The sequence below is a fragment of the Pseudomonas sp. GW458-11-26-14-LB4 genome, from assembly GCF_059423925.1.
In genome coordinates, this window is record NZ_JBWKYU010000003.1 from 243530 (window position 1) to 258029 (window position 14500).

Consider the following 14500-nt stretch of genomic DNA (forward strand, 5'->3'; position numbering starts at 1 on the left):
CAGCAGCACGATAGCGGGACTACCCTTTTCTTTATCAGGTGCAGAGCGACTATTGATGAGACGAGCGGATTAACTGACCTGTGTGCGCTCCAGGCCAGCCTTGGTGTTTCAGTTCGCGATCCTCGGCGCCTTCTCTTCATCGTCATAGTGGCGGCGAAGAAATTCGCGGACCAGGACGGCAGTTCGTCCAGCGCTGGTCACCACAAAGAAATGTCCCTCGCCCTCCAGAAGGCGAAGTTCTGAATGTCGGATTGTGCGGCGCAGGATATGGCCGTTGTACGCCTGTATTAACGGATCGCGGTCGCCGGCAAGAATCAGCGTGCGTTGAAGCATCCGGGACAAGCGAAGCAGGCTTGTCCATCCGATCAAGGCTGCGAGCTGGAAATAGTAGGTTTGCGGATTAACAGAGAGCATGCCTTTCATCACACCGAACCGCAGCAGCGTCTGAACTGAATGGCCGGATCTTTCTTGCTTGTGCGGGATGGGAGGTAAGGGGTCAACCCAAAGCCGTGTCGAGAAACATCATGACCCCGAAACCGAGCATCAACCCCAAGGTTGCAGGTGTCTCATGACCGTTGCGATGGGTCTCGGGAATGACCTCATGGGACACCACAAAAATCATCGCGCCCGCCGCCAGACCGAGCGCTATGGGATATCCCAATGCGAAGCTGCTCGAAATCCCCAAGCCGACGATCGCGCCTATGGGCTCCATCAACCCTGAGCCCACCGCAATAAGCGCAGCGCGAAGCGCTGAAATCCCGGTCACGCGTAACGCAAGGGCCACAGCCAGGCCTTCGGGAATGTCTTGAATGGCGATGGCAGTGGTTAGCGGCAATCCCACCTTCATGTCGCCATTGGCAAAGCTCACTCCAATGGCCATCCCCTCCGGCAGGTTATGCAGCGTGATTGCCAGAACAAACAGCCATACGCGATTGATGCGCTGCACCTCGGGCCCACGGCGACCGCTTTTCTCATGTTCGTGAGGCACGAAGCGATCCAGACCGATCATCAGCGCTACCCCCAATCCCAATCCTGCAACGACGACACAGGCTGCGAGCAGCTGGTTACCGCAGAGCTCCTGGGCGGCTTCGATACCCGGAAGAATGAGCGAAAACGAACTGGCGGCCAGCATCATCCCGGCAGCGAAGCCCAGCATGATGTCCTGCGTTCTGGCGGCGATATCACGTAACGCGATCGCTGCCACCGCACCTATGGCCGTCGCAGCGAAGCCTGACATGCCGCCGAGAAATGCAAAGTGCAGATTTTGTTTGTTGGCGCCGACGAAGGCACCATACCCGCTGATCAGCAAGTAAAGCGTCACGCCAATCAGAATTGACCAGAAGGCTAGCCCGCCCCATCCGGATTTTGAGAACCGAACAAACCGTGAGCGAAGTGTTGCGCCAGATGAGGTCAACGGCTCGGACATCGCACCCTCCTGTTGTCTTGAGATGAAAAAACCGCACGCCCTTTGGCGTGCGGTCACGTCGTTAAGGTTGTGGTTCGCCTTTCACACCCGCCCCCAGGTCCGCACCCGTGATCGGATTGCTGTCTGGGTCGGACATCGCCCTGGCTTCGTCGGCAATAGACATGAGCTGAATGACCTCAGTGATAATCCTCACCGGCGACCGCACGCAGATAGGCCGCATCTGCCTCCCTTCTCAGGTCACGCCATTCGGAATCGGTCAACATACCCAACCGATGCATCTCATCAGACTGGCGCAATAGTTCCTCGTGATAGGCATCGGGACACTCCATGCGTAACGCTCGGTTCTCCAACGCACGATGCCAGGCATCCAGGGCTTTCAATCTGGATTCCTGCTCAAGCGTCAGTTGATTCTTGAAAGCATTCATTTCACCCACCCCGTACATTTCCCGGTTGAGCAACAGTTTTCGAATTAGGTTCAAAAGGTCTGACGAAGCACAGCCTTTCGGTAATCTCGATGGAACGTTGCGCCAGGCCCCGTCCTCTATCGCAACACCAGCGAATCTGAGGATTTCATCATGATCGACCCAGCAACCGGTATGAAGGCAGGCGAGCGCTACACCATAGACAGTCTCGAACGCACGCGACATTTCCCGGGTTTCTTCCTCGACGGAAAATATTATCTTGGCCCGGAATTGATGACGGCCATAGGTTGGCTGGAAGGAAAGCAGTTTTATTACGATGAACTTGATCCCACGGGTGAGCCGGTGTTTCCCGATCGACTCGCCGGCACTGTCGAGGACCTCACCCTGACTCTCGCGGACGGTGCGCGTTTGCCCTTGAACGAAATGCCGTACAGGGCAGATGTCGACTCCCCTGCCAGTCCAAGCAGTCTTACTCCATCGTCATCACGACATCGACCTGCTCCGGCAAGCGATCAACTCGGAGTCGAGGGCGTCCGGATGTCAGGTAAACATCCGTATCCAATCCTCCTGGCGGCAGGCGCTGCGTTAATGCTGGGAATACTGCTTGGAGTCAAACAAGCCAATCGCCTTCCTGCCCGAAAACCTAGATAGCCGTCCTTGCTGAATTTTTGGAGAAGTGCTCTTTGAACGGTCGGAGACAGGAATGCATCCAGTGACACCAGACGGTCGCTACTTTGTTGTCAAAGGCCAGCTATGGCGATGTTCCAACCCGTCTTTGGATGAAGATGTGCGCCAGCGTCTTGTCGATGCGCTTATGGCCGCTCGACGAGAGGTCAAGAACGCTAAGAGTGCGCAAGACGGGTCGCAACTCAAGCGCGCTCGGGAAAAGGTACAAATGGCCAAAGTGGCCCTCGGGGAACGGGGGCCTGTCTGGTGGGCTGATGGAAGCGCTGACTTCAACCGGCGGCTGGTCGTCAACACCCCTTATGCCGAATGGTTCAGCTCGCTCCAAGAGCCTGATTAACTCTCGGCCTAAGGTGCGATTCGGATGATGTTCCAGTGTTGCTCATGATCGACGAACCGAGGCATTGGATGCACCCAATACAACCGCTGGCCCTCTGGCATTTGTACGACGTAGCCAAGTTAACGCTGCGGTGGACAGGGAAAGCGCTTACAAGCCTGGCCAGGCTCCACTGGCGCCGGCAGTGCCACTCTTGCACAGGCGAACGGTTGGATCTCACTCCAGGAGTAAGTTGAGACAAAGAGGCAGAGGACTGCCGCGACGGCCTCGGCAGTCCTCTGCTTCGGGCAAAACGCATAGCGCGAGCGCAGGCTTGGCATAAGGTGCCCAGCCCTTGACTCAACGCATGCTTAGAGAATTCTCGTCATCAGCGACGTGCAGTCCTTCCGCGAGTTACAACTGACCAGCATCGCGCGCAGCAACGGCAACGGTGGTCGGTGAATCGGAAAGCTTGACGAAGCGCCGAGTTGCACCATCCAGCGCATCGATGCAGCCCGCCTCGATGTCATAGACCCAGCCATGCAAATTCAAGCGTCCTTGCTCAAGCGCAAGCGCCACCGATGGATGGGTGCGCAGGTTCGCCAGTTGTGCGATCACGTTTTCACGAACGAGGCCATCGAGCTTGTCGCGTGGCGTATCGAACTCATGCGCCGCGTTGATCGCTTTCGCGGCGTCCGAGTGCCGAAGCCAGTTGGCAACTGCCGGAAGATGATCCAGACACGTGCAGCGTGAAATCGCGCCCATCGCTCCGCAATCCGAGTGGCCGCAGATCACAATGTCCCGTACCCCGAGCACTGCAACCGCATATTCGACGGTAGCCGAAACACCACCCGGTTCAGGACCATATGACGGCACAATGTTGCCGGCGTTGCGGATCACGAACAGCTCACCCGGCTCACGCTGTGTGAGCAGTTCAGGCACTACACGACTGTCCGAGCATGTTACGAACAACGCCTTTGGGTTTTGCTCTGTCGCGAGCTGCCTGAAAAGCTCGACGCGTTGTGGATACACCTCGCGCTGAAACCGCAGAAAGCCATCAATAATGTCACGCATAAAGTCCTCCAAAGCCTGATTCCGGATGCCGAGACGAGCACTCGATGCCTTCGCGCCTCAGTGGGGCGTCATTATCGCAGACGTTGCAGGCGAGTGCGCGACCTCACACCGCTCAAGCTTCGTTTCAAACCTGTCAGGACCAAAACCCTCTGTGCGGTTCAGCGGCCTCCCCCTCCAACATCGGCCCCAGCACGCTGACCTTGCGTTGCCCCTTGGCGAACACTTCGCGGCACGGCAGCGAGAACGTCGGGTTCTCCGGGTGGTCCCCCGTCAAACCCAGCAAGGCATGCTCCGACAAGGCATAGACCACCCGCCCGATCCCCGTCCAATACACGGCGCCGGCGCACATGCAGCAAGGTTCGGCACTGGTGTACAGCGTGCACAGTTCCAACTCCTGCGGCGACAGCAGTTTTGCCGCTGCCGCCGCTGCCACCAACTCGGCGTGCTGCGTCGGATCACCTTCCGGGGGCATCGAGTTGTTCCCCGCTTCGACAATCACCTTGCCGTTGCGGTCGGCCACCAATGCCGCGAACGGATGGCGACCGCGTTGTTTCGATGCCTCGGACAAGGCAATGGTCTGGCGCAGTAACGTCAGATCAAGCGCGCTGATGCCAGCCGGGATGAGTTCAGTCAATTGATTCATGGGTAACTCCAGGGCAGTGGAAAACAAAAGTCAGTCGGCCAGTTCAGCCGATGTAGCGCCGATGGTTTCGGTCGATTTTTTTTCATCGTTGAGCAGGACGTTGAGGACGATGGCGGTGATCGCTCCGAGGAAAATTCCACTGTCGAGCACCAGTTTCAGGGTCGGGCCGACGTGTTCGAACAGCGCCGGAAAGGACATCGGCAGCACCCCGACACTCACTGACACGGCGACGATAATGCCGTTGCGCGTACCCTCGAATTGCACCCGTGACAGTTCTTGAATCCCCGCCACCGTGGTCATGCCGAACATCACAATCGCGCAGCCACCGAGCACCGGCGTCGGCACCGCGGCGATCAACGCGCCGAGTTTCGGGAACAGGCCCATCAGCACCATGATTGCCCCGGCAGCGGCCACGACGAAGCGGCTTTTCACGTTGGAAAGCGCAATCAAACCGGTGTTCTGGGTGAAGGCGTTGTAAGGAAAGCTGTTGAACAAGCCACCGAGCATGGTCGACAAGCCGTCGGCGCGAAATGCGTTGCCGAGGGTGTGTTGCGTGGTCGGTTTTCCGGTCAATTTGCCGATCGCCAGGCAGTTGCCGGTGGTCTCGGCCATGATGACCAGCATCGCCAGGGTCATGATCAGAATCGGCACCGGCGCGAACTCCGGCGCGCCGAACGCCATCGGCGCACTCAGCTCAAACCACGCCGCTTCGCTGACCCGATTGAAGTGAGTCATGCCGCAAGCCGCTGCGATCAGGCTGCCGACAAACAGGCCAATCAGCACGCTGAGGTTGCCGATGAAGCCTTTGAATTTGGCGTAGATCACCAGCGTCACACTGACCGTGGCCAAACCGAGTAACAGGTTGGCGGGATTGCCAAAATCTGCCGCATCGGGATTGCCGCCGCCCAGCCAGATCGCCGCCGCCGGCATCAGCGAGATGCCGATAATGGTGATCAGGCTGCCAATCACCACCGGCGGAAAAAACCGCAGCAAGCGGCTGAACACCGGTGCCAGCGCAATGGTGAGAAAACCCGCCGCGATCACCGCGCCGAAAATCTGACTGAGGCCAAACTCCTTGCCGATCATGATCATCGGCGCCAGGGCAATGAACGAACAGCCCTGAATCAGCGGCAGGCGGGCGCCGAACTTCCAGAAACCGAGGGTTTGAATCAGCGTCGCCACACCAGAGGTCAACAGGTTCGCGTTGATCAGCAACACCACCTGTGCCGAGGTCAGCCCCATCGCACTGCCAAGAATCAGCGGCACCGCCACCGCTCCCGCGTACATCACCAGAACATGCTGCAAGCCAAACGTGAACAACTGGCGCAGTGGCAAAACCTCGTCCACCGGATGAATGCGTTGTGTGGTCATTTCACACGCTCCTGAAAGTGCGGCATCTGTTGAGATAGCGGGCATGCTCGGGGCGTTTGAAAGGAGGATCCGCCCCGGAGATCGTTTTGACGCGGGGCCATATTTGAACGTTTATTGCGATGAAACAAATTAGCAACCATCGCTTTTTCCGATGGCATGAATCTGGCATCTGCTAGCCACTCCAAATCTTCATTTCGAACCGGGAGTTCAACGCTTGCGCTTCTCACTCGATCAACTGCAGATGTTCGTCCAAGTGGTCAAAAGCGGATCGTTTTCCGCCGCCGGGCGCAAACTGGGCAAGACCCAATCGACCATTAGCGCAGCGATTGCCAACCTCGAAACCGACCTTGGCGTCGACCTGTTCGATCGCAGCAACCGCAGCCCTGCCCTCACCGCCAGCGGCCACAAATTACTGGTGCAGGCCGAAGCCGTGCTCGAACGCTGCATGACCTTTGAAGCCCACGCCGACTGCCTCTCGGACAACGTAGAACCCAGCCTGACATTGGCCATTGAAACGCCGTACGGCCCGATCATGCCGGTGCTCAAAGCTTTCGAAGCAGCGTTCCCCTTTGTCGACCTGATCATTCGTCATCCGGTCCATGGCGACGTCAGTGAACTGGTCAGCAGCGGCGAAGCGGTGCTCGGTGTGGCGTTCTCACAGCCCGGCTACCCCAAGGAGCTGGCGTTCCAGCAACTGGGTAAACTGATCATGCTGCACGTCTGCCATCCCCGGCACCCATTGGCGCAACTCGAAAACGTCACATTCGAGGATCTGCACGTCCATCGCCGCCTGGCCTTCAGCGCCCACGCGAGCAAACTTCCGAGCAGCGAATACCTGCGTTCGACCCAGTTGTGGCAGGCTGAAAGCTATCTGGCGTTATTGGAAATGGTCCGCGCCGGACTCGGCTGGGCCACCCTGCCCCGCCAACTCATACAGCGTGAACTGGCCAAGGGTGAGCTGGTGGAATTGCTGCTCTCGGCGTACCCGCATACGGACTGGCAGATTGGTGTGGATTTGCTTTGGGCGCGGCAGCGGCCGCTGGGTAAGGCGGAGCGGTGGTTGAAGGAGAAATTGCAGGGCAACAAGGTGTATGAACTGGATCGCAACGGGCAGACCACCACGCTTTGAGGTTTGCACATGACACCCAATACCTCGCCGATCGCGCCAGCATCAGTAACTGAAGTCATGCCCCAACTCACGCTGCATCCATTCCAGAAAACGCCTCACCCGGGGAAACCCCGCATGCGCCCTCGGGAAAACCAGGTGATGCGCGGTAATCGGGGCACTCAGCCCGGGAATGACTTCGACCAACTCGCCGCGCGCCAGGTAGTCCTGCGCCAGCAGCGTGCTTTCCAGTGCAAAACCAAGACCGTGGCTGGCGGCCTCGAGGGTCATGTAGGAGCGGTCAAAGCTCAAGGTATAGGGGCTTTCAGGGCGCGACAGCCCGTGTTGAGCAAACAGTTGCGGCCACTTGATCAGCGTCGCTTCCGACAGGATCAGGTTGCAGTCCAGCAAGTCGGCGACGGCGCGGATCGGGCGTTTTTCCAGAAGCTTGGGTGATGCGAGGACTGCGATTTTTTCGTTGCGCAACGTGCGCACTTCGAAACTTGGCCAGTTCGGCATGCCGTGGCGGATGTCCACGTCGATCTTGTCCCGACTGAAGTGCAGCGATTCATAGGAGCATGAGAGATTGAGCTGAATGTCGGGATGGCTCTCGCGAAACTGTTCCAGGCGCGGCATCAGCCACAACAGGCCGAAGCTGGGTGACGAATGCAATCGCAGACAGTCGAGGCTGACATCACTGGTCGCACGCTCTGTTGCCACCGCCAGGCTGTGCAGGATGCCGGATATCTCGGCCAGGTATTGCTCGCCCACGGGCGTCAACGTCACTCCCCTGGCCGTTCTGAGGAACAGTTGGCGCCCGATCATCGCCTCGAGTTTGGCCAGTTGGTGACTGACTGCCGAGGGCGTCAGGTCCAGCACTTCGGCCGCACGTGCGACGTTGCCAAAGCGCGCAGTTTGCTCAAAGGCCTGAATGGCTTTCAGGGGTGGCAGGATTGGCGGTGCTTCGCCAGATGAACTCATGATGATGGTTATTCCGCTGCAAGTGGCTGAGGCCGGGCGTTCGGCTATTCAAACACCGCAACCGCATGTTGGCGAGTGCTGAATTTTTTTCAGCATCCAGTGAAGTTTGCGTTATTGCTCAGGGTCGTTACGGGAGACAAGCTGAGTCATCGGTTCTGCACGGACCGACTCAATAACAACAATCAGAGGTTTTCTCCCATGCTTCTTCAAGGCAAAGTCGCGATCATCACAGGTGCTGCCTCCGCACGTGGTATCGGCCGCGCGACAGCTACGACCTTCGCTCAACATGGCGCCCGGGTGGTGATTCTGGATCTGGACGCATCCGCTGCCCGCGATGCCGCTGCCTCTTTGGGCGAGGGTCATCTCGGCCTGGCTGCCAACGTCGCCGACGAGTCTCAGGTGCAGCAGGCTGTCGCCACCATCATCGAACACTTCGGCCGGATCGACATACTGGTCAACAATGCCGGCATCACCCAACCCCTCAAGACCCTCGATATCCGCCCCGGTGATTACGACAAGGTGCTGGACGTCAGCCTGCGCGGTACGTTGCTGATGTCCCAGGCGGTGATTCCGCTCATGCGCCAGCAAGCCAGCGGCAGCATCGTGTGCATGTCTTCGGTTTCCGCGCAGCGCGGCGGCGGCATTTTTGGCGGGCCTCATTACAGCGCCGCCAAGGCCGGTGTGCTGGGTCTGGCCAAGGCCATGGCGCGTGAACTGGGGCCGGACAACGTACGCGTCAACTCCATTGCTCCCGGCCTGATTCACACTGACATTACTGGCGGCCTGATGCAGGACGAGCGCCGCCACGCGATCATCGACGGCATTCCGTTGGGTCGCCTGGGCGAGGCCCAGGATGTGGCCAATGCGGCGCTGTTCCTGGCCAGCGACTTGTCCTCCTATCTGACCGGCATCACCCTGGATGTGAACGGCGGCATGCTGATTCACTGACACACGTGGCGGGCCTCGCGGCCCGTGCGGTTCTGGATCGATGATACGGCCGGGCAGACTTGCCCGGCGGTCAATAAAAACAAGAGATCAGACCATCATGACTACCCTGTCGCTCGAAGCCGTTTCGGCGGTGCGTTCCAACGCCTACCGTAAAACCGCCTGGCGCCTGATGCCGTTCCTGATGCTGTGCTACCTGTGCGCCTACCTCGATCGCGTCAACGTCGGCTTTGCCAAACTGCAAATGATGAACGATCTGGCGCTCAGCGAAACAGTCTACGGACTGGGCGCCGGCATGTTCTTCATCGGCTACTTTCTCTGCGAAGTGCCCAGCAACATCATCCTGCACAAGGTCGGCGCGCGAGTCTGGATTGCGCGCATCATGATCACCTGGGGCATCCTCTCCGCCCTCTTCGCCTTCGTCGAGACCGCCTGGCAGTTCTACGCCCTGCGCTTTCTGCTGGGCATTGCCGAAGCCGGCCTGGCGCCGGGTCTGCTGCTGTACCTCACCTACTGGTTTCCGTCCTACCGGCGCGCGCGCATGACGGTGTTGTGGTTCATCGCCATCCCGTTGTCGGGCATGGTCGGCGGTCCGCTCTCCGGGTGGATCATGAACCACTTCGCCGGTATGCACGGCTGGGCCGGCTGGCAATGGATGTTTGTGCTGGAGGCTGTGCCTACCGTGGTTGTCGGCCTGCTGGTGCTCAGCTACCTCAAGGATGGCGTGCATCAGGCCAGTTGGCTCAACGACGATGAAAAAGCCTTGATCGCTCGTGAGCTGGCGGAGGACGACCAGCAGAAAGTGACGCATGCGTCCGTGGGCGAATTCATTCGTGACCGTCGCCTCTGGCTGCTCGCGGGGATCTATTTCTGTGTGGTGATGGGGCAGTACGCAATCACCTTCTGGCTGCCGACCCTTGTGCGTAATGCCGGGGTCTCCGATCCGATGAAGATCGGCTTGCTGACCAGCCTGCCGTACCTCTGTGCCATCGCCGCCATGTTGCTGGTCGGACGCAGTGGCGACAAACATCGCGAACGCCGCTGGCACCTGATCGTGCCGATGATCGCCGGGGCCATCGGCCTGACCCTCGCGGCGCTGATGGGAGGCAATGTGATGCTGTCCATTCTCAGTCTGTGCCTGGCGGCTTCCGGCATCCTGTCAGCGACCTCGCTGTTCTGGATGCTCCCGACCACGCTGCTCGGCGGTGTCTCCGCTGCGGCAGGCATCGCCGCCGTCAACAGTTTCGCCAACCTTGCCGGCTTCTGCTCGCCCTACCTGATTGGCTGGATAACCACACTCACCGGCTCCAGCGCTATCGGCATGTATCTGATCACCGGCGTATTGCTGATCGGCGCCTCGCTGGTCCTGCGCATTCCCGCCGCTCTGGTCAATCGTTGATTTACAGGAGAATTCACCATGACTGCCAACCTTTCATTCACAACACCCCAGACGCTGGCCGAGCGCGCCCACAACATTCGCCGCCATGCCTTGCGCATGGGCCAGGTGCAAGGCCAGGGCTACGTCGGTCAGGCCCTCGGTGCCGCCGACCTGCTCGCGGTCGCCTACTTCCATGCGCTGAGCTATCGCCCCGAAGACCCGGCGTGGGAGCCGCGTGATCGTTTCTATCTGTCGATCGGTCACTACGCGATTGCGCTGTACGCGGCGCTGATCGAAGCCGAGATCATTCCGCTCGATGAGCTTGAAACCTACGGCTCGGATGACAGCCGATTGCCGATGTCGGGCATGGCCGCCTACACGCCAGGCATGGAAATCACCGGTGGTTCGCTGGGTCAGGGGCTGGGCATCGCCGTCGGGGCTTGCCTGGGTCTCAAACGCAAGGGCTCGACCTCGTTCGTCTACAACCTGCTGTCGGACGGCGAGCTGAACGAAGGCTCGACCTGGGAAGCCGTAATGTCGGCCTCGCACTGGAAGCTCGACAACCTGATCGCCATCGTAGACGTCAACAATCAGCAAGCAGACGGCCACTCCAGCGAGATCCTGTCGTTCGAACCCATCGTGGATCGCTGGAAAGCGTTCGGATGGTTCACCCAGCGCGTCGACGGCAACGATCTGGACGCACTGGTCGAAGCCTTCGATGCCGCCCGCCACCACCCCGGCGCTCAGCCACGGGTGATCATCTGCGACACCACCATGGGCAAAGGTGTGCCCTTCCTCGAAAACCGCGAAAAGACCCATTTCATCCGTGTGGACGAACACGAATGGGATCTGGCACTGACCACGCTTGAAGAAGGAAAAAACCAATGAGCAACGCCGCCAACACACCGACCTCGACTGGCGAACCGATCAAGAAGCGTCTGACCACCTCGGCGATGATTGCCTCGATTGCCTCTGAAGGCCAAGCCACCCGCTCAGCACCTTTTGGCCATGCATTGGCTGCACTGGCGGATCAGCGTCCGGACATCGTCGGCCTTTCCGCTGACCTGTCCAAGTACACCGACCTGCACATTTTCGCCAAGGCCCATCCCGAGCGCTTCTATCAGATGGGCATGGCCGAACAGTTGCTCATGAGTGCGGCCGCAGGCATGGCCCGCGAAGGCTTCGTACCGTTCGCCACCACGTATGCGGTGTTCGCCTCGCGCCGCGCCTATGACTTCATCTGCATGGCGATTGCCGAGGAAAACCTCAACGTCAAAATCGTTTGCGGATTGCCCGGCCTCACTACCGGTTACGGCCCCAGCCACCAGGCCACCGATGACCTGGCGATCTTCCGGGCGATGCCCAACCTGATGATCGTCGACCCTTGTGACGCATTGGAAATCGAACAGGCCGTGCCCGCCATCGCCGCGCATCAGGGGCCGGTCTACATGCGGCTGCTGCGCGGCAACGTGCCGCTGGTGCTGGATGAGTACGGGTATCAATTCGAGATCGGCAAGGCCAAGACCCTGCGCACCGGCAACGATGTCCTGATCATCTCGACCGGATTGATGACCATGCGCGCATTGGAGGCCGCCAAGGCGCTGCAGACTGATGGCGTCGATGTCGCCGTGCTACATGTGCCGACGATCAAACCGCTGGATGAACAGACCATTCTCGCCGAGGCCCGCAAGTCTGGCCGGCTGGTGGTTACCGCAGAAAACAGCTCGATTATTGGCGGGCTGGGTGAAGCGGTTGCCGGGGTACTGCTGCGCAACGGAGTGACGCCGACGTTCAGGCAGATCGCGTTGCCCGACGCCTTCCTCGACGCCGGCGCACTGCCGACACTGCATGATCGCTATGGCATTTCCACCGACGCCGTCTGCGCGCAAATCAAGTCCTGGCTTTGACTGCTGCTGATCGGGGCGCTTACGGATGAGCGGCCCGATCAGATGGCTTTTCCTGGCCGATCCGCCTGGCATCCCGTCGAACTGCCTGCGGCGGAACGCCAAACCCTCGCATGAACACTTCGCGCATGTGGCGACGGTCTCGAAACCCCGTTTCCTTCGCCACGCGATCCAGGCTGTGACGACTTTGCTCGATCATCACGCGAGCGGCCTCCAGACGCAGGCTTTCAACAGCCTTGGCCGGTGACTGGCCTGTCTCGGCAGTAAATACCCGGGTGAATTGTCTGGGACTCAAGTGCACGACGTCGGCAAGTTCCTCCACGCTGAGCGGGCGATCCAGGTGCGTGCGCGCATACTCCAGCGCGCTTTGAATACGGTCCGACTTTGGAGCAAGCGCAAGCAGTTCCGAATGCTGGGATTGCCCACCCGAACGCCGTTGATGCATGACCAGTTTGTGCGCCACCGACCTGGCCATGTCCGTGCCCAGATCCTTTTCCACCATGCCCAACGCCATGTCCAGCGCGGCAATCAGGTCATCATCGCGGGCCGTCGCCAGGCCCTGCTGGATGAGATTGCTCGGGCCAATCCGGGAATCGACACCGTCCAGCTGGACATCAATGACCCGCAGCAAATCAAGGCCGCGGCCCAGAAAGTCATAGAGGAGGAGATCTGAAGGCGATGGACGACGAGCGCGCTGAGGACCAAATCAGCAGCAACGCGTCGTGCATTGCCGTCCGCCGTAACGGGCTTTTTGCCGCTCCTCGAAAAATTCTTTGTAGGTCATTACCGGCTCGCCTGGATGACTGGCGGTTCGGAGTGCCACATAGTTATCGTAATCAGGCATGCCCACCATCAATCGTGCCATCTGGCGTGCCCAGTTGTTGAACAGCTTCAGCTTGAACTTCATTTGCGCGTTTCCTTCTGGACTGGCGTTGCAGATGTGCCGTCCCATTCTGCAAGGCATTTGTATCTGGCATGTGTCTGAGTGCCAGATCGACACCCCTCTATTCTCGTTCGTGGGTAACGTCCACCAAGGGAATGGGCTCAATCGCCCAAGCGCGAACATGACGACGTTCGGGGCTGGGAACTGCGCACGCCATACGCCCCGTAAACGTGCGCGCGAGACGTTCTTCATCGATTCGCCAGCGACGCAGTTCCAGTGCCTGCACGCCTCTGCGAAAGGCAATTTGCAGTGCATCGGATTTCAATGAAACCTCCTGCTGAAACGAGTCCGGCACGCGCTCGGGCCGAACGTTTTTCAGCACCGCGTGATCTTGCTCGAAAATACGGATATTGCTGGCAATGAACCTGCGATCAAGCAGTCGGGAACGCAGGAATGTTCTGCCCATCATCCACCAGGTTCGCGTGCGATTGGCGTCAATCGGGACATGCGCCGAGACGATGTAGATCCGCCATCCATTGGGTAATTCAAGCTCCAGCGTCGTGCACGGGCCAGAAAAATGAAACCCCGGCACAGTGACCACACTGACAAATTCGGTGGATGATTTTCGCCGTAACAACCCTTTGCGCGCGGGCCTGCGCATGAGCATCTGTGCGCTGCCGCTCCACGCATCGCTTTCGACTTCAAACGATTCAATCTCGGGATGATCCGGATCGCCGAAGGTTGAGCCATGAACAAACGGTGCATGCGCAAAATCGAGGCCGTTTTCAATAATCCGGTCCCAACTGGCCTCCCAGTCAAAATGGCCTGATACCACCCGCACGGCAGGATCGTCGATCCAGTCGAGTGTGGGTAGCGGCGGACGCTCAGGCTCAGGCAGGTCTCCTAGAAATGCCCAGATCCAGCCGTAACGCTCCAGCGTCGGATAGGCGTCGACGCGGGCCTTGGCAGGAATTCGCAGGTCCGGCTGCGCAGGTATATGTGTGCACACTCCATCCGCACCAAATCGCCAGCCGTGATAGGGGCATTGCACACTGTTGCCCACCCTTCTGCCGCCCGACAACGATCCGCCGCGATGCACGCAAACATCCGAAAGCACGTGAGCGACGCCAGCGTCATCACGGAACGCAACAAAAGGCTGTCCGAGCAAACGAACCGGCATCAGTCCGTCAGTCAACTGCGACGATGGAAGAACGACGTACCAGAGATTGGTGAGCATGAATGCGTGCGACCTGTCAGGTTGGAAAGATAAAACAGAGACAACGTCCGCCCTTGAGATACAGCAGATTATCCCTTGTCGACTTCAAGAACGGCATATTTCGACTGAGCCCTTTTGTTAGCTTATTCAAA

The 14500-nt window shown here is 59.2% G+C and carries 16 protein-coding genes and 2 pseudogenes; 8 read left to right on the plus strand and 10 right to left on the minus strand.

The genetic code is table 11. The features are described 5' to 3' along the window. Positions 1 to 108: 108 nt before the first annotated feature. From AC07XZ_RS06135 to AC07XZ_RS06145, 3 genes are all read right to left on the minus strand, one after another. Positions 109 to 423 (minus strand): alpha/beta fold hydrolase, encoded by a 315-nt coding sequence (locus tag AC07XZ_RS06135; RefSeq protein ID WP_236188531.1) that lies wholly within the window; start codon positions 421 to 423, stop codon positions 109 to 111. A gap of 73 nt (positions 424 to 496) precedes the next feature. After that, on the minus strand, positions 497 to 1426 hold the full coding sequence (locus tag AC07XZ_RS06140; protein WP_102686159.1) for a ZIP family metal transporter: 930 nt from the start codon (positions 1424 to 1426) through the stop codon (positions 497 to 499). Between the two features lie 176 nt (positions 1427 to 1602). Continuing rightward, a complete protein-coding gene (locus tag AC07XZ_RS06145; RefSeq protein WP_129974203.1) occupies positions 1603 to 1851 on the minus strand; it encodes a hypothetical protein in 249 nt (82 codons plus the stop codon). A gap of 150 nt (positions 1852 to 2001) precedes the next feature. Between AC07XZ_RS06145 and AC07XZ_RS06150 the strand changes: the two genes are divergently transcribed. Then, positions 2002 to 2499, plus strand: coding sequence for a short chain dehydrogenase (locus tag AC07XZ_RS06150; protein ID WP_102686157.1), 498 nt, complete (start codon positions 2002 to 2004; stop codon positions 2497 to 2499). A 52-nt stretch (positions 2500 to 2551) separates the two neighbouring features. Then, positions 2552 to 2872 carry a hypothetical protein gene (locus AC07XZ_RS06155; protein ID WP_102686156.1) on the plus strand — a complete coding sequence of 107 codons (321 nt, stop codon included), beginning with the start codon at positions 2552 to 2554 and terminating at the stop codon, positions 2870 to 2872. Positions 2873 to 3262: 390 nt separating this feature from the next. On the opposite strand, the gene AC07XZ_RS06160 is transcribed toward AC07XZ_RS06155, so the two are convergent. The 3 genes from AC07XZ_RS06160 to AC07XZ_RS06170 all read right to left on the minus strand — a co-directional run bounded on the left by AC07XZ_RS06160 (position 3263) and on the right by AC07XZ_RS06170 (position 5936). Continuing rightward, positions 3263 to 3922 carry a carbonic anhydrase gene (locus tag AC07XZ_RS06160; protein ID WP_085745657.1) on the minus strand — a complete coding sequence of 220 codons (660 nt, stop codon included), beginning with the start codon at positions 3920 to 3922 and terminating at the stop codon, positions 3263 to 3265. 133 nt (positions 3923 to 4055) lie between these two features. After that, positions 4056 to 4565 carry a nucleoside deaminase gene (locus AC07XZ_RS06165; RefSeq protein ID WP_011334143.1) on the minus strand — a complete coding sequence of 170 codons (510 nt, stop codon included), beginning with the start codon at positions 4563 to 4565 and terminating at the stop codon, positions 4056 to 4058. Between the two features lie 30 nt (positions 4566 to 4595). Continuing rightward, complete coding sequence (locus tag AC07XZ_RS06170) at positions 4596 to 5936, minus strand: nucleobase:cation symporter-2 family protein (RefSeq protein ID WP_102686155.1); 1341 nt, start codon at positions 5934 to 5936, stop codon at positions 4596 to 4598. Positions 5937 to 6150: 214 nt separating this feature from the next. Here AC07XZ_RS06170 and AC07XZ_RS06175 point away from each other — a divergent pair, with 214 nt between their 5' ends. Next, positions 6151 to 7065: a LysR family transcriptional regulator gene (locus AC07XZ_RS06175; RefSeq protein WP_085745654.1), complete on the plus strand. Its 915-nt coding sequence runs from the start codon at positions 6151 to 6153 to the stop codon at positions 7063 to 7065. A gap of 42 nt (positions 7066 to 7107) precedes the next feature. Here the strand turns inward: AC07XZ_RS06175 and AC07XZ_RS06180 are convergent, their stop codons facing one another. After that, positions 7108 to 8022, minus strand: a complete 915-nt coding sequence (locus tag AC07XZ_RS06180; RefSeq protein ID WP_102686154.1) for a LysR substrate-binding domain-containing protein — start codon at positions 8020 to 8022, stop codon at positions 7108 to 7110. 198 nt (positions 8023 to 8220) lie between these two features. On the opposite strand from AC07XZ_RS06180, the gene AC07XZ_RS06185 reads away from it, so the two are divergent. The 4 genes from AC07XZ_RS06185 to AC07XZ_RS06200 all read left to right on the plus strand — a co-directional run bounded on the left by AC07XZ_RS06185 (position 8221) and on the right by AC07XZ_RS06200 (position 12252). Next, positions 8221 to 8970, plus strand: a complete 750-nt coding sequence (locus AC07XZ_RS06185) for an SDR family NAD(P)-dependent oxidoreductase (RefSeq protein WP_085745652.1) — start codon at positions 8221 to 8223, stop codon at positions 8968 to 8970. Between the two features lie 97 nt (positions 8971 to 9067). Further along, complete coding sequence (locus AC07XZ_RS06190) at positions 9068 to 10366, plus strand: MFS transporter (protein ID WP_102686153.1); 1299 nt, start codon at positions 9068 to 9070, stop codon at positions 10364 to 10366. Between the two features lie 18 nt (positions 10367 to 10384). Beyond that, complete coding sequence (locus AC07XZ_RS06195; RefSeq protein WP_085646564.1) at positions 10385 to 11233, plus strand: transketolase; 849 nt, start codon at positions 10385 to 10387, stop codon at positions 11231 to 11233. Next, a complete protein-coding gene (locus AC07XZ_RS06200; protein ID WP_085745651.1) occupies positions 11230 to 12252 on the plus strand; it encodes a transketolase family protein in 1023 nt (340 codons plus the stop codon). Before AC07XZ_RS06195 ends, AC07XZ_RS06200 begins: the two co-directional genes overlap by 4 nt. Positions 12253 to 12271: 19 nt before the next feature. On the opposite strand, the pseudogene AC07XZ_RS06205 reads toward AC07XZ_RS06200, so the two are convergent. Further along, a pseudogene (locus tag AC07XZ_RS06205) lies at positions 12272 to 12781 on the minus strand (GlxA family transcriptional regulator); the annotation flags it as partial. Between AC07XZ_RS06205 and AC07XZ_RS06210 the strand changes: the two are divergent. Further along, positions 12752 to 12907, plus strand: a pseudogene (locus AC07XZ_RS06210) (short-chain dehydrogenase); the annotation flags it as partial. The pseudogenes AC07XZ_RS06205 and AC07XZ_RS06210 overlap by 30 nt on opposite strands. 48 nt (positions 12908 to 12955) lie before the next feature. Here AC07XZ_RS06210 and AC07XZ_RS06215 read toward each other — a convergent pair. Continuing rightward, complete coding sequence (locus tag AC07XZ_RS06215; RefSeq protein ID WP_102686152.1) at positions 12956 to 13156, minus strand: YbdD/YjiX family protein; 201 nt, start codon at positions 13154 to 13156, stop codon at positions 12956 to 12958. Between the two features lie 97 nt (positions 13157 to 13253). Beyond that, entirely contained in the window at positions 13254 to 14369 is a 1116-nt protein-coding gene (locus tag AC07XZ_RS06220; protein ID WP_102686151.1) for an aromatic ring-hydroxylating dioxygenase subunit alpha, read from the minus strand. Positions 14370 to 14500 lie beyond the last annotated feature (131 nt).

Coding starts and splice junctions, on each gene's coding strand:
- AC07XZ_RS06135 (WP_236188531.1), bottom strand. CDS start 423: ATGAAAGGCATGCTCTCTGTTAATCCGCAAACCTACTATTTCCAGCTC.
- AC07XZ_RS06140 (WP_102686159.1), bottom strand. CDS start 1,426: ATGTCCGAGCCGTTGACCTCATCTGGCGCAACACTTCGCTCACGGTTT.
- AC07XZ_RS06145 (WP_129974203.1), bottom strand. CDS start 1,851: ATGAATGCTTTCAAGAATCAACTGACGCTTGAGCAGGAATCCAGATTG.
- AC07XZ_RS06150 (WP_102686157.1), top strand. CDS start 2,002: ATGATCGACCCAGCAACCGGTATGAAGGCAGGCGAGCGCTACACCATA.
- AC07XZ_RS06155 (WP_102686156.1), top strand. CDS start 2,552: ATGCATCCAGTGACACCAGACGGTCGCTACTTTGTTGTCAAAGGCCAG.
- AC07XZ_RS06160 (WP_085745657.1), bottom strand. CDS start 3,922: ATGCGTGACATTATTGATGGCTTTCTGCGGTTTCAGCGCGAGGTGTAT.
- AC07XZ_RS06165 (WP_011334143.1), bottom strand. CDS start 4,565: ATGAATCAATTGACTGAACTCATCCCGGCTGGCATCAGCGCGCTTGAT.
- AC07XZ_RS06170 (WP_102686155.1), bottom strand. CDS start 5,936: ATGACCACACAACGCATTCATCCGGTGGACGAGGTTTTGCCACTGCGC.
- AC07XZ_RS06180 (WP_102686154.1), bottom strand. CDS start 8,022: ATGAGTTCATCTGGCGAAGCACCGCCAATCCTGCCACCCCTGAAAGCC.
- AC07XZ_RS06185 (WP_085745652.1), top strand. CDS start 8,221: ATGCTTCTTCAAGGCAAAGTCGCGATCATCACAGGTGCTGCCTCCGCA.
- AC07XZ_RS06190 (WP_102686153.1), top strand. CDS start 9,068: ATGACTACCCTGTCGCTCGAAGCCGTTTCGGCGGTGCGTTCCAACGCC.
- AC07XZ_RS06195 (WP_085646564.1), top strand. CDS start 10,385: ATGACTGCCAACCTTTCATTCACAACACCCCAGACGCTGGCCGAGCGC.
- AC07XZ_RS06200 (WP_085745651.1), top strand. CDS start 11,230: ATGAGCAACGCCGCCAACACACCGACCTCGACTGGCGAACCGATCAAG.
- AC07XZ_RS06215 (WP_102686152.1), bottom strand. CDS start 13,156: ATGAAGTTCAAGCTGAAGCTGTTCAACAACTGGGCACGCCAGATGGCA.
- AC07XZ_RS06220 (WP_102686151.1), bottom strand. CDS start 14,369: ATGCTCACCAATCTCTGGTACGTCGTTCTTCCATCGTCGCAGTTGACT.